This is a genomic window from Sporosarcina jiandibaonis (assembly GCF_013184495.1).
Taxonomy (GTDB): domain Bacteria; phylum Bacillota; class Bacilli; order Bacillales_A; family Planococcaceae; genus Sporosarcina; species Sporosarcina jiandibaonis.
Map to the genome: position 1 here is coordinate 638,646 of NZ_JAAOIY010000001.1, position 13,344 is coordinate 651,989.

Sequence of the window (13,344 nt, forward strand, 5' to 3'; positions counted from 1 at the left end):
CCACAAAAAAACAACTATGAAAATTACCAGAATAGAAATTGTTAATGTTACTTTCATGACGAAACTTATCGCAATCACCCGTTTCTTATAAAAAATTGGGGACCATACACCGGCCCGGCCCCCTCGTATTACATAAAAATAACTCGGTGATAACTTTTATATTCCTGTTCTATCAATTCCCCAAGTTTAAAAAGCGCATCTTCATTTCCATTTTTACTAATCAACTGTACTGCAATCGGCATACCTGCTTCATCAACCCCGATTGGAATCGTTAACGAAGGAAGACCCCATACATTCGCGTACGCGACATGAGGCATATACTTTTCATATGTTTTTCGTATCGAAAAAATTTCCTTATAAACAACGCCGTGAAAAGGAGCAGCGGTATGGTAAACGGGGAAAATGAGTATTCGTCCATGCAAGTAATCATCTAAGATTTCATCGCCCTGGGCAACAAACTCTTCGATTTCTTTAACACGTTTTTCTGACGGTTTAAATAAAGAAGCCCCGATGAGCGCCCACGACATGTATCGATGAACTTTTGCTTTCCCATTGACTAATTCACTCAGATAAGCGCGAATCGGACTTACTGGTTCGTCGCCAAATGCTTCCTTTCCGGGTCCCGCAGCACCATCGATAGACATGATTTCTTGCCATATGCGGGAAGATTCCTTGAAAAAAGGCGGAATTGTTCTTTCTGCATTAAACTCATCTTTTAAACGACTATATACCAAATCCATCAAATTTGCAGTAGCGGTAGATATCGGATAGCCCGATTTGGATAGAACACTAATTTTGAACTCTTTAATATCTTGAACTGCTGCTTCTGTTTTGGCAATGATATTATAGAGTAACTCTACATCCCTCACTGATTTCGTAATCGGTCCAATTCCTAGCATTCTACTTTGAAGCGAATGGCTTTCCGGGGGATAACTTCCAATAGATGAAACTTGGCTATTGCCCGATTTAAATCCTATGACGCCATTAAAATGACTTGGAAAGCGGATTGAACCGCCAATATCCGACCCTATGCCAGCCGCAGCCCCGCCCACTGACATCATGACTGCCTCTCCGCCACTAGATCCACCAGCTGTCCTCGACATATCTCGAGCATTATTCGTACGGCCATATAATTTATTATCTGTTTCTTGGCAGAAACAAAGTTCGGGCGTATTTGTTTTCCCTAAAATGATTGCGCCTTCGCCTTTTAATTTCTTGACCAACTCGGCATCTGAAGTTTGGATAGCATTTCTTCTGTGTAATAAACCGCCAGTCGTCTTCATCCCATCGACGTGAAAGGATTCTTTCATACTAATCGGCACTCCAAAAAGTTTTCCGCATGTCTTATTTTCACGTATTCGCTGATCAGCTTCGTCCGCTTCTTTCAATGCAGTTGAAAATCTATCTTCTACTAAAAAATTCAGAGAGGGATTTACTTTTTGAATATGATTTATAAATGTCTCCGTAGCTTCACGAGAGGTAATTTTTTTATCGGCAATCATCCGCGCAAGTTCACTCGCATCCAAGTCTAGTACACTATGCCCCTTTGCTTCTAAATCAACTCGCTTCAATACGCTCACATCAACCATCCCGCCTTTAGTCATTTTACCTTCTCAGGAAAGAATAAATATACGTATCATGCGGTTTACCGTTTTGATACATATAATTCTTTAATAATCCTTCATTTTGGAAACCTATTTTTGTTAATAGCTTATTGGATGCCTCGTTTTCAGTAAATACGACTGCGCCTATTCGGGTTAATTCCATTTCTTCGAATCCATATGAAATAATTTCGAGTAACGCTTCGTGGGTGTATCCTTTTCTCCAATAATCTGGGTGTATTTCATAGCCGATTTCAGCACGTTTATGTTTTTGAAACCAGGCATGAAAACCGATTGTCCCTATAATTTTTTGATCATCTTTTCTTTGAATGCCCCATCGAATACCTCGTTTCTCAACATAATTGATTGCAAATATCTCGATGATTTTTTTTGCCTCTTCAATTCCATTAAATTTTTCTGTCCCATAATACTGTATGACATCATCGTTGGTAAAATTATAAAAAATCGCATTGGCATCTTCGTTAATAATTTCCCTTAATACTAGTCTTTCTGTTTCTAACACCGGAAACATTTTACCTCACCTCAATAGTCAATTTGAGCACATGGCTACGACTATTCTCCAATGATGAAGTAATTCCCTTCTTTTATTTGCATGAAAAGAAAAAAAGCATATAAGCGCTTTACGCCTATAAGCTTTTTCATATTCTTTATTACAATGCCCCGGCCAGACCTCCATCGATATTCACAGCAGTTCCCGTTACATAAGACGCCGCATCTGAAACAAGGAATGTGATAACTTGTGCCGCTTCTGCGGTATTCCCGATACGACCGAGAGGAATATTACTACCCGCTTCCTTTGAATATTGTTCCCATGTAAATTCAGGCGAATTCCGTTTCCAGTTTTTTTCGATTTGATCACTGCGAATTAAACCAATGCAAACCGTGTTCACTCGAATATTGTCTTTACCTAAGTCCTTGCTCATCGCCTTTGTAAGCGCCATACCCGCAGCTCGGCTTACTGTCGTCGGCAAAGAAGAAGCTGGCGGTGTTTTGGCTGCCTGTGCCGTCACGTTCACAATAGCCCCTCCCCCTGCATCACGCATGTAAGGAATCGCATAGCGGGAACAATGAATAGCACCGAATAGTTTTAAATCCAAATCTTCCTGCCATAAATCAGTACCTACTTCTTCAAATGGATTTGCTGCTGACGTGCCCGCATTATTAACGACGATATCCAATCGGCCATATTTTTCTACCGTAGACGTTACAAGCCTTTTGCAATCCTTTTCCTTCGTTACATCTGTTTCAATATAATGAACTTCCACGCCCGTTTCGTCTTCTATATGTTTTGCCGACATCTTTAAATTTTCAATATTTCGTGCGCAAATTGTAACACTCGCGCCCTCTCTCACTAAATGCAATGCTGTTTCAAGCCCAATTCCTTTACTCGAACCGGTGATGATTGCGACTTTTCCCGATAATCCTAATTCCATGAAAATCTCTCCTCTTTCTCACATATCTTTTGATATGACTATACTACATATTCTTCTCTAATCGTTGTTGCTTCGCTTTTCGAAAGTGAAATAATTCATATACAACAGGAATAACAACTAAGGTAAGCAACGTTGCAACCGCCAATCCCCCAATAACCACAACTGCTAAACCTTTAGAAACAAGGATGCTTCCCAGCTCTTCTTTTCCGAATAATAATGGAACCATCGCGAAAATTGTAGCAAGTGCAGTCATTAGTATTGGACGGAATCTAGTTGCACCAGCTTCAAGCAACGCTTCACGAATCGGCATTTTCTCTTCGTTTTGTCTAACTCGATCTAAAAGCACAATTGCGTTTGTTACAACAATTCCGATTAACATTAATGCACCGAGCATGGCACCTATATCAATCGGTGTTCGTGAAATTAGCAAACCAAGCACTGCCCCAATCATCGCAAGTGGTAGAGTGAATAGAATGACTAGTGGTGCACGCAACGTTTTAAATGTTAACACCATAATCAAGTAAACAAGACCAATCGAAACTGCCATTAGCTGAAATAACTCCAGAAATTGCTCTTCTTGGGCACTAGCAGCCCCGCCAGTTTCCAAACTAACATCACTCGGCAATGTAAGATTGGTCGTCTTCTCTGTAATCTCATTGGCAATTCCCGATATATTACCGGGATCCACTTCCACGCTAATCCGCACATATTCATTTCCATCTTTTCGTAAAACACTTGTAGGTTTCGTTAGTTTTTCTAGCTTTGCGATTGACGAAAGTAGCACTGTTTCACCATTGACTGTAACAGTCAGCTTTTTTAAATCCGCCTCAGTTGTTGGTGATGCTGAACTATCTAGCACAACGACAGTATCTTTGTCATCCAAATTTATTGAACCAATTGGAAATGGGTTTAATAAGAATTGAACTTGCCTTGCAATTTCTTCTGCATTTGCCTTCTCTTGATTCACGACAATTTCGTAGACGGACTTTAATTCATTTTGGTTACTTGATACTTTTTCAACACCTTTAATACCCTTTACAACTTCCATGATTTCATCCGAAGATTGAACGAGTTTGCTAGCATCTTCCCCAACAACATCTAACGTAATTGTTGAATCATTGAAACTAATTAAAGAAGCTAGAACCTGAACATCGAATTCAGCATCGCTATATTCCTTAGTTTCTCTGTTAATTTGTTCAATGAACTTTTCTGTATCCGCACCCTTTTTCATCACGAGATGAAATTGTCCTGTATTTTGTGAATTTACAGTGCTAAACTGTGCATCTTCTGGATTCGATCCTAGAAAAAGAATTACTTCTTCTACCACTGATTGCTCATTTAGGTACTTTTCAAATTCTAATACCTCATCTTGTACTTTAGTAAATGGTATTTCATCCGGATATTCTAGCATGATGCTTACGTCATTGTCCGCGGCATCTTCTGCCCCTTTTGGCATAATTGCATACATCCCAATTGAACCGACAAAAATGATAAATGACAAGATAAGCGGGACCCATTTATGTCGTAAACACCACGATAATATACGAAGATACAATTGTGGTTTTTTATAGACTGGTAATTTCCCTTTTTTGAGTAATCTCGTACTCATAAGCGGGACAACAGTTAATGCTACAAGAAGTGACGACAACAATGCATACGTAATCGTTAATGCAAACGGTAATAACAAGTCTTGCATCGACTTTACTAGACCCATTGGTAAAAAGACAGCAACAGTTGTTAATGTTGAGGAAGTAATTGCAGCAGCGACTTCCTTTGTGGCATTTACAATTACATCTTTCGAAAAATCACCATTTTGTGCTTTCCTGAAAACATTTTCAATAACGACAATACTATCATCAACCAATCGTCCTACCGCTACGGCAACTGCCCCAATCGTCAACAGGTTTAGCGTTACCCCTGATTGCGATAGTAAAAACAATGTTAACCCTAAAGATAGTGGAATACTCACAACCGTGATGAATGTCATTCGTAAATGACGTAAAAATAGAAATATAATAATTGTTGCAAATAATGCCCCCATGAGTACAGCGCCCATCATACTATCAACAGACTGGACAATAAAATCAGAGAATGACATGAGCATCGAAGCTTTAATAGTAGAAGTGAACTTTTCATTTACTTGCGAAATCGACTCATTCACTTTTTTACCGATCGCAACTGCGTTCGCATTGGAGTCTTTATAAAGTAGTAAAGCAACTGCTTCCTCTCCATTTACACGCGTTAAAAATGTTGAGTTGGAATCAGTAGTAGCAACTGTCGCAATGTCTTTTAACTGGATATTCGGTGCAATTTGCAATTCTTCAAGCTCTTTTACACCTTTAATTTGGCCAATCACTTTAATATTGGTCTTCTTATCATCAATCGTTTCTTCCCCTACTGCCACTGCTAGGTTTTTCCCTTGTAATATTCCCATTAAACTTTGAATTGGAATTTGATAAGTCGCCATTTTTTCAGTATCAGGTGTTATTGTGACTTGGGTTTGTTGATTTCCATAGACTACAACATTTGCTACACCATTTATTCCTTGAAAAGTAGGCACAATCTCATTCTCAACCTTTTCCATATCTTCGCGCGCAATTCCATTCGGAAATGAAATCCCAATTTGCCATAATGGAATCATGTCAATGTTCAATTGCGATACAATTGGCGCTGAATACCCTTCTGGTAGCTGCAATCCATTCAGAGCCTCTTGTACCTGAACTTTTGCTTCATCCATATCTACAGATGAATCGAGCGATATATCTACTGATGTATACCCATCAGCAGAAGTAGAAAAGACATGCTTCTTCCCTTTCACGGTCCCAATTGCTTTTTCGATCGGTTTTGTTACCTGCTCCTCGACTGTTTTGGCATCCGCTCCCTGTCCCATGACAATCACTGTGACCATCGGATTATCCGCCGCTGGTAATAATTCCTTAGGCAGTGTAAAATAACTAAGTGTTCCAAACCCCAACGTCAAAACAATCAACAAAATAACCGCTGCTCTGTTCTTCAATGCCCACTTTGTAAAACGCACCATCTTAGACACCCCTGTCTTTAAATTCCGAAATTTTCTGTCCATATTCAGCTTAGTTTGAAATTAAGAATAATAGAACAGTCCAGCGGATGAATTCTCTTCAGACTAAAGTCTGACTACTCAAATAAACACCATCCTACCCCAGAGCAATAAGCACTCCGGAAAGGATGGTCATTAATTTTTATAACACTTTACTCAAAAATGCTTTCGTTCGTTCATGTTTAGGATGATTAAATAGTTGATCTGGTTTACCTTCCTCGACAAGAAGCCCTTGGTCTAAAAATAAAACACGATCCCCCATCTCTCTTGCGAAGCCCATTTCATGGGTTACGACGACCATTGTCATTCCTTCAAGAGCTAGTTGTTTCATTACATCCAATACTTCCTTCACCATTTCCGGATCGAGTGCGGAGGTTGGTTCATCGAATAGCATAATCTTCGGTTTCATCGCCAATGCTCTAGCGATGGCCACCCGTTGCTGCTGGCCGCCAGACAATTGTTCCGGATATGCTTTGGCTTTATCGCTTAACCCAACTTTTTCAAGCAACTGACGCGCCAACTCATCCGCATCTTTTGGATTCATTTTCCTGATTTTTTTCGGAGCTAGCGTAATGTTTTCCAATACCCTCATATGCGGAAAAAGATTGAACTGCTGGAATACCATTCCAACTTCTGTTCGAATATCATTAATATCTGTTTTCTCATCATTGACTTTGATGCCATCTATAAAGATTTCACCAGCAGTTACTTCTTCCAATAAATTTATACACCGTAAAAATGTACTCTTTCCGGAACCACTTGGACCAATAACACAAACAATTTCTTTTTGCTTAATTTCATTGTCGATTCCTTTTAGTACTTCCAAATCTCCAAATGATTTATATAAACCTTGAATTTTAATCATTCACTATCGACCCCCTTACTTCGGCCAAATGAAAAAATTCTTCTTCTACTTGACGGCACATAACTATTACTAAATCGTTTTTCTACATACGTAATTATTTTAGAAAAAATAAATGTAAGGATTAAATACAAAAAAGCAATTGTTAAATATGGCTCCCAGGTTCGAAAACTAGCCCCGGCAACAACTTTACCGGCATACAACAAATCATTCACTGCAATAACCATTACCAGGGAAGAATCTTTAAGCAATGCAATTAATTCATTCCCTAGAGGCGGAACCATCCTGCGAAATGCTTGCGGTAAAATTATTGTCCTCATTGCTACACCACTAGGCATTCCGAGAGATCTCGCCGCTTCCATTTGCCCCTTTTCAATCGACTGAATCCCCGCACGGATAATTTCAGCATTATATGCCGCACTATTTAGTATGAGTGCAACAATCCCCGAAACGAAAGGACCTAGAGAATGTCCAAATATAGTTGGGATTACTGCAACATGAATGATTAATATTTGAACGAGTAATGGCGTGCCACGAAAAAAATCGACGTAATATTTGGCAGGAATCCGGATCCACTTCTTTTTGGATATTTTCGCTAATGCTACGAGTAGTCCTATTAGGAATCCTCCTATATAACCAATCAATGTGAGCGCCAGGGTGACGCCGATCCCGCGAACAAATAATTCCCGGTAGCTCCAGATTACATCAAGTCTTATATCAAGGAAATCGATTGAAATCACCTCCAGTTTCCAGATTACTGTTCAAAAATCATTCCACATCAAAACCGGTGATTTCTTTCAACTTTCCATTTTCTTTAATTTTCTTAATGCCTTCATTTAAAATATCAATTATTTCTTGGTTTCCTTTTTTGACCATTAATCCGTAATATTCCTTTTCAAAAGTTGGATCTTCTACCGTTTTAACTTTTACATTTGGATTGTTTTTCTGATAATCAATAATAACTGCGTTATCACCAACAGAAGCATCGGCATTCCCGTTGAGCATTTCTGTAATCGCAAACGGCATCGTTTCTGTCGCGACAATGTTTTTGTTTGTTTTCCCTAGTAGTTCCCCTACCACAATATGCCCTGTCGTATTAATCTGAGCAGATACTCTTTTATCTTTCAAGTCCTCAAATTTCGTCACATCTGAGTCTTCTGGAACAAGTATCAATTGATTTGCCACAAAATATGGATCTGTAAAATCGAATTCTTTTTGTCGTTCTTTAGTAATCGTAATCGAAGAAACCGCAAAATCAACTTCTCCACTTTTCACTGCCGGAAATAACGGTTCCCAACCATAGTTTTTATATTCAACTTCTATACCTGCCGCCTCGGCAATTGCATTCACAATGTCAATATCAATACCTACGATATTACCCTTGCTGTCCATGTACTCCATCGGTGCATACGTTGCATCTGTTGCGACAATCAGTTTTTTCTTACCGCCCTCTCCTGCACTTGAATTCGTATTTGAATTTGAATTCGAACTTGAATTTGAATTACCAGCCGTTCCACACCCGACCAAAATAATGCTGACACATGCGAATAAAAGTGCTACAGAAAAGAAGCGTGTAATTTTCTTCAATGCCATTCCCCCCATTGTTTACTTTTCCCACTACCCAGAGCATGCCTAATCATCTGAAAAGTCAGGTTAGTATGGTTTATTATATATGAATAGGCCGACCTATACAATAGAGTAATTGCATCTGAGATCTTTTTACTAGTTTTGTATATCAAAAAAACATCTTGCCTATTGAATGTAGGCAAGATGTCATTACTACTTTACATTATTCAGTTTTCTGTCTTATCATATCTAACAAACCAACCTTCGTTCCTTTTTTCTATATCGGTTCCAATCCATCCGTTTTCAAGTAATTGTTGCTGTTTATCTGTATCTGCCATTAGTATATACTGACTTTCTAAAGTATTCAGCTCCGTTGAAACTAGCGATAAATCCTTCATTAAAATATACCTAAGCATGTTTCCATATTTCTTTTTAAGCGAAACGATTTGTAATCCATGTGCGAATTTATCTTTCAAACTCGCGATATTAAACGGGGCGACAGTTGTGCAAATGTAGCGAAATCGCGTCTTATCTACTTCTCCCAAAATAATTTCTCCAAGCAACACTTGTAAATTATTTCCGCGGAACTCTGGATCGACATTTGTTATTTCCGAGTACAATACTTGCGGCCATGCACTTTCAGGCAACCCGGCGTCTTTCCCTAAATGTTCGTCATTTAATTCAGGCTCTAACATGGCCCTAAACGCAATTAGCTTATCGTTAAAATAAGCGCCAATCATTAGTCCTTTGCCGTTTAAAATAGTTGAAAACTCTTCTTCTGACAATGGCTGCAAAAAAGAAGCGGTTGTCAATGCGCTTATAACTTTACGTTGCAATAAGAGAATTTCGTTCAGATTTTTTGCAGTTAAACGCCTAACTTCAATTTGTTTTCCGTTTTTCAATAAAAGTTGTTTAATCATTTGATACCTTCTCCGAGTACATTGTTAGTTCTTGCAATATTTGTTCATCAACATCGATTCCTAATCCCGGCTTTTCATTTAACCGAATAAATGGCACGTCGTAGCGTAAGTTTCCGACATCTTTACTAAATTTCAATGGACCTGTTAATTCCACACTTGTGAAGACCTTTTTGGAAAAGGCTACATGAAACCCAGCTGCTGAACCGATTGATGATTCGACCATCGACCCGATTTGGCATTCGATTCCAGCCATCTCCGCCATATGGGCAAGCTTTGTAGCGGGGTAAATCCCTCCACATTTCATAAGTTTTATATTGACTTTATCGGCAGCCCGCTTTGCAATAATTTCTCTCATTTCTTTGACTCCGCGCAGTCCTTCATCAATCATCATCGGAGTAGAGGATTTAGCTTTCACTTCTACCATTCCATCGATATCATCGGCTAAAACCGGTTGCTCTAACCAGTCTAACCCACCGGACTCTAGTTTTCGTAGGCCTTGAAGTGTGTTTGCGCTGTTTTTCCATCCTTGATTCACATCTACACGAATCGCGATGTCCTCACCAACTCGATCTCGCACGGCAATGATGCGCAGTACATCATCAGCAACATTCGTCCCGACTTTCATTTTCATGGAACGATATCCGGCAGCTACTCGTTCTTCTGCTTCATCAGCCATTTTCTCTGGAGAATTAATGCTTAGTACATGCGTGAGCGGAAATTCTTTATGGAATCTGCCACCAATTAAATCATAAACCGGAACACCTAGCGCTTTCCCTACTACGTCATAACAAGCAATATCGATTGCAGCTTTTGCAGTAGGCACTCCGTAAATCACTGAATCCATCAATTCGTGGATCCGTTCTATATTTTTCGGATTTTCACCGAGAAGTTTTGGGGCAATTGTATTTTTTAAGATTGCAAATGTACTTTCCCAACTTTCTCCTGTTACATGTTCATCTGCAACACCTTCACCGTAACCTACAAGACCAGAATCTGTCGTTAATTTAACAATAATTGACGGCATATAATCGTATGTAGCATAACTAATGACAAATGGTTCATAAAGAGGTAGATGGATTGCATAAATTTCAATTTGAGATATCTTCATTTTTCCTAATCCTTTCTATTGGCAATTTCTATAATTCATTGTATCATTGTCGTTAAATAGTCGCTATTCAGAGGGGGGTGAAGCATTTTGAAAGTTAAAATTGCTATCTTAGGATCTGCCGATTTTTGTCGCCGCACAGAACAACTCGTCATCAATCGAAAAGATATCGAACTTACTTCTTATCAGTACAATGAACCACAAGAAGCTCCTAATTTGATTCGGACATTAAAGCCATGTGACGCAATCCTATTTTCTGGTTCACTTCCATTCTTTTATTCAAAGGAAGTGCTACTAGATATCCCTATTCCATCACTATACTTAAAGCAAGATGAAACAGCCGTTGCAATTACTTCAGAAAACAGATATAGCAATTACTAGTGTGCATGCTGTTTACGAGGAGCTTCAACAACAAAATATTCCTTCTTTTAAAATGATTGACCCGGAAACTTCGATATTACGAAGTATTGAACTCGTTAAACAGGAAGCTATTTTGCAAAAAAGTATATCATCCCAAATTGCAGTGGGACTTATTAAAAGAACAAACAATATGGCTGATCTGGAACCAATCGTTGAAAAAATGACGTCTATTCTGCAGGCATATTGGAGTCAGCTCGATGGAGAATATACTTTGTTTACTACGATGGGGAATATTGAATCCTCATTAAAAAACAATGAATTTCTTACGTTGTTTCAAAAACTGGAAAACATAGGGAAAATGTCGTTTGGTTGCGGTGAAACAATTGTTGATGCAACAGAAAACGCCCATTTTGCATTGGATCTCGTTGACAACAAAAATGTTCATTCATTTTACATTTTAGATTTAGACAAAAGTTTACATGGTCCTTTCCCCCAATCAAATACAATAATCGAAATGAAAATATCCGAGCCTGCTTTAGTCGAAATGGCCAAAAGAACAAAACTAAGTCCTGCTAACATTTCAAAATTGCTCGTTTTTAATCAAACTCGTCAATCAAAACAATTTACGGCTAATGATCTGGCACTTAATTTTAATGTCACGCGCAGAACCGCGGAACGAATACTTCAAAAGCTTACACAATTTAACTATGTGAAAATCGTTGGAGAGGAAATGACTTATAAACAAGGTCGACCGCGTGCCCTCTATGAGTTTAATTTTCCTACTTATTAATAAAAAAGGAAAGAACACATTATGTGGCCTTTCCTTTAGTTTGAAAACAATTTGTTTCGTCCCTCTTAATTCATCCCTAAACTTACTTTTTCTTGTTCTTCTGTTTCTTCCTCTAGTTCGAGCTCGTTCTTTTCCTGCTCGGTTAACTTAACAATAGTGAATCCTGTAATCGCGTAGAGAATTGAGATGAATGGAATGAGTAAATTCAATATTGCATACGGACCGTATTGAACAACACTAACTCCTAACGTCCCAAAGATAAACACCCCACATGTATTCCAAGGGATGAATACCGAAGTGAGTGTTCCGCCATCTTCAAGCGCTCGAGATAGATTTTTCGAATGCAGTCCTTTTTCCTTATAGGCTTTACTGAACATCCGTGAAGGCACGACAATTGATATGTACTGCTCCGAGCATGAAGCATTTGTTAAAAAACAGGCACCTATTGTTGATATGATTAATGAAGCCGATGATTTAACTACTTTTAGCAGCTGAGTCATTAATACTTTTAGCATTCCAGAGAACTCCAATATCCCCCCAAAAGTCATCGCGACGATTGTCATGGAAACGGTATACATCATTGAATCCAATCCACCGCCGTTAAAAAGGGCATCAACCATTTCATTACCCGTCGCAATCGTAAATCCGCTTTGCAAAGCTTCAATAGCACCAACTATCGAACCTCCCTGAACACCGATTTGTGCAAGGAATCCGAGTAAAATCCCGATAATAAGTGCAGGGATTGCCGGTACTTTCGTTGCGACTAATACGATGACCGCTAATGGAACTAGCAATAACCATGGCGTAATAAGAAAACTTTCTTGCAATACTTTAGCAGTCTGAATAATTTCAACAGCTTCAATGTGATTAGTTGCAAACCGATTACCTAAAAAAGCATATACAGCGAGTGCAATCGCTAGTCCAGGAACTGTCGTGTATAACATATGTTTAATATGGTCAAACAAATCTGTACCTGTCAGCCCGGCTGCCAAGTTTGTCGTATCAGATAATGGTGACATTTTATCCCCGAAATAGGCGCCTGAGATAATTGCACCCGCAATCATTCCCGCGGGAATACCCATGCTCAACCCAATTCCCATTCCAGCTACACCAATCGTCCCCATCGTAGACCAAGAACTACCGATCGCTAACGAAACGATTGAACATATAAGACATATTGCAACGAGAAACCATGAAGGCGTAATAATTTGCAAACCGTAATAAATCATTGTCGCTACGATTCCGCCACCCATCCAAGAACCAATCGTTAGTCCGACCAATATGATAATCACGACTGCAGGAAGTGCCAGACGAATTCCTTTATACATCATTTCCTCGATCTGTTTCCAAGAGTACCCTGCCCTCCAAGCAACTAAAGCTGCGGTTGTCGTTCCTACAATCAACGGAATATGGGGCCCTTGCTCCAATTTTACAACTGTGAAAATCATGACAATAATCATAACTACTAAAGGAAGTAGTGCCCTCCAAAAACTTAACTGTTTCTTCTGGTTTTGGTTTTGTTCCATTATAATCCCCCCAGCTCAAAATCTTTCAGACAATTATCAAATGTCGCTTAATAGTCGTTATATGAATAATAAACTTAGAAAGCA

The 13,344-nt window shown here is 39.0% G+C and carries 12 protein-coding genes; 2 read left to right on the top strand and 10 right to left on the bottom strand.

Annotation, left to right across the window (positions count from 1 at the left end; genetic code table 11):
• Positions 1-128: 128 nt before the first annotated feature.
• The 9 genes from G8782_RS03240 to G8782_RS03280 all read right to left on the bottom strand — a co-directional run bounded on the left by G8782_RS03240 (position 129) and on the right by G8782_RS03280 (position 10,587).
• Positions 129-1,604: an amidase gene (locus tag G8782_RS03240; RefSeq protein ID WP_246231531.1), complete on the bottom strand. Its 1,476-nt coding sequence runs from the start codon at positions 1,602-1,604 to the stop codon at positions 129-131.
• A 1-nt stretch (position 1,605) separates the two neighbouring features.
• A complete protein-coding gene (locus G8782_RS03245) occupies positions 1,606-2,133 on the bottom strand; it encodes a GNAT family N-acetyltransferase (RefSeq protein WP_172369465.1) in 528 nt (175 codons plus the stop codon).
• Between the two features lie 139 nt (positions 2,134-2,272).
• The gene (locus G8782_RS03250) at positions 2,273-3,055 is read right to left on the bottom strand and encodes an SDR family NAD(P)-dependent oxidoreductase (protein WP_172369466.1); all 783 of its coding nucleotides are present in this window, start codon (positions 3,053-3,055) and stop codon (positions 2,273-2,275) included.
• A 43-nt stretch (positions 3,056-3,098) separates the two neighbouring features.
• The gene (locus tag G8782_RS03255; protein WP_172369467.1) at positions 3,099-6,095 is read right to left on the bottom strand and encodes an efflux RND transporter permease subunit; all 2,997 of its coding nucleotides are present in this window, start codon (positions 6,093-6,095) and stop codon (positions 3,099-3,101) included.
• A gap of 178 nt (positions 6,096-6,273) precedes the next feature.
• Positions 6,274-6,996, bottom strand: coding sequence for an amino acid ABC transporter ATP-binding protein (locus G8782_RS03260; protein ID WP_172369468.1), 723 nt, complete (start codon positions 6,994-6,996; stop codon positions 6,274-6,276).
• The gene (locus tag G8782_RS03265) at positions 6,993-7,724 is read right to left on the bottom strand and encodes an ABC transporter permease subunit (RefSeq protein ID WP_172370194.1); all 732 of its coding nucleotides are present in this window, start codon (positions 7,722-7,724) and stop codon (positions 6,993-6,995) included. Before G8782_RS03265 ends, G8782_RS03260 begins: the two co-directional genes overlap by 4 nt.
• A gap of 37 nt (positions 7,725-7,761) precedes the next feature.
• A complete protein-coding gene (locus G8782_RS03270) occupies positions 7,762-8,580 on the bottom strand; it encodes a basic amino acid ABC transporter substrate-binding protein (RefSeq protein WP_246231532.1) in 819 nt (272 codons plus the stop codon).
• 206 nt (positions 8,581-8,786) lie between these two features.
• Entirely contained in the window at positions 8,787-9,479 is a 693-nt protein-coding gene (locus G8782_RS03275; RefSeq protein WP_172369470.1) for a GNAT family N-acetyltransferase, read from the bottom strand.
• Positions 9,472-10,587: a mandelate racemase/muconate lactonizing enzyme family protein gene (locus tag G8782_RS03280; RefSeq protein WP_172369471.1), complete on the bottom strand. Its 1,116-nt coding sequence runs from the start codon at positions 10,585-10,587 to the stop codon at positions 9,472-9,474. Before G8782_RS03280 ends, G8782_RS03275 begins: the two co-directional genes overlap by 8 nt.
• Positions 10,588-10,674: 87 nt before the next feature.
• On the opposite strand from G8782_RS03280, the gene G8782_RS03285 reads away from it, so the two are divergent.
• Positions 10,675-10,965 carry a hypothetical protein gene (locus G8782_RS03285; protein WP_172369472.1) on the top strand — a complete coding sequence of 97 codons (291 nt, stop codon included), beginning with the start codon at positions 10,675-10,677 and terminating at the stop codon, positions 10,963-10,965.
• Complete coding sequence (locus tag G8782_RS03290) at positions 10,928-11,734, top strand: hypothetical protein (RefSeq protein ID WP_172369473.1); 807 nt, start codon at positions 10,928-10,930, stop codon at positions 11,732-11,734. Before G8782_RS03285 ends, G8782_RS03290 begins: the two co-directional genes overlap by 38 nt.
• 65 nt (positions 11,735-11,799) lie before the next feature.
• Here G8782_RS03290 and nhaC read toward each other — a convergent pair whose 3' ends face one another.
• Positions 11,800-13,260: a Na+/H+ antiporter NhaC gene (gene nhaC, locus G8782_RS03295; RefSeq protein ID WP_172369474.1), complete on the bottom strand. Its 1,461-nt coding sequence runs from the start codon at positions 13,258-13,260 to the stop codon at positions 11,800-11,802.
• Positions 13,261-13,344: the final 84 nt, after the last annotated feature.

What these genes read in the sequence shown, in the direction of transcription:
- nhaC (WP_172369474.1), bottom strand. Translation starts at nt 13,260, where the DNA reads ATGGAACAAAACCAAAACCAGAAGAAACAGTTAAGTTTTTGGAGGGCA.
- G8782_RS03240 (WP_246231531.1), bottom strand. Translation starts at nt 1,604, where the DNA reads ATGACTAAAGGCGGGATGGTTGATGTGAGCGTATTGAAGCGAGTTGAT.
- G8782_RS03260 (WP_172369468.1), bottom strand. Translation starts at nt 6,996, where the DNA reads ATGATTAAAATTCAAGGTTTATATAAATCATTTGGAGATTTGGAAGTA.
- G8782_RS03255 (WP_172369467.1), bottom strand. Translation starts at nt 6,095, where the DNA reads ATGGTGCGTTTTACAAAGTGGGCATTGAAGAACAGAGCAGCGGTTATT.
- G8782_RS03275 (WP_172369470.1), bottom strand. Translation starts at nt 9,479, where the DNA reads ATGATTAAACAACTTTTATTGAAAAACGGAAAACAAATTGAAGTTAGG.
- G8782_RS03245 (WP_172369465.1), bottom strand. Translation starts at nt 2,133, where the DNA reads ATGTTTCCGGTGTTAGAAACAGAAAGACTAGTATTAAGGGAAATTATT.
- G8782_RS03280 (WP_172369471.1), bottom strand. Translation starts at nt 10,587, where the DNA reads ATGAAGATATCTCAAATTGAAATTTATGCAATCCATCTACCTCTTTAT.
- G8782_RS03250 (WP_172369466.1), bottom strand. Translation starts at nt 3,055, where the DNA reads ATGGAATTAGGATTATCGGGAAAAGTCGCAATCATCACCGGTTCGAGT.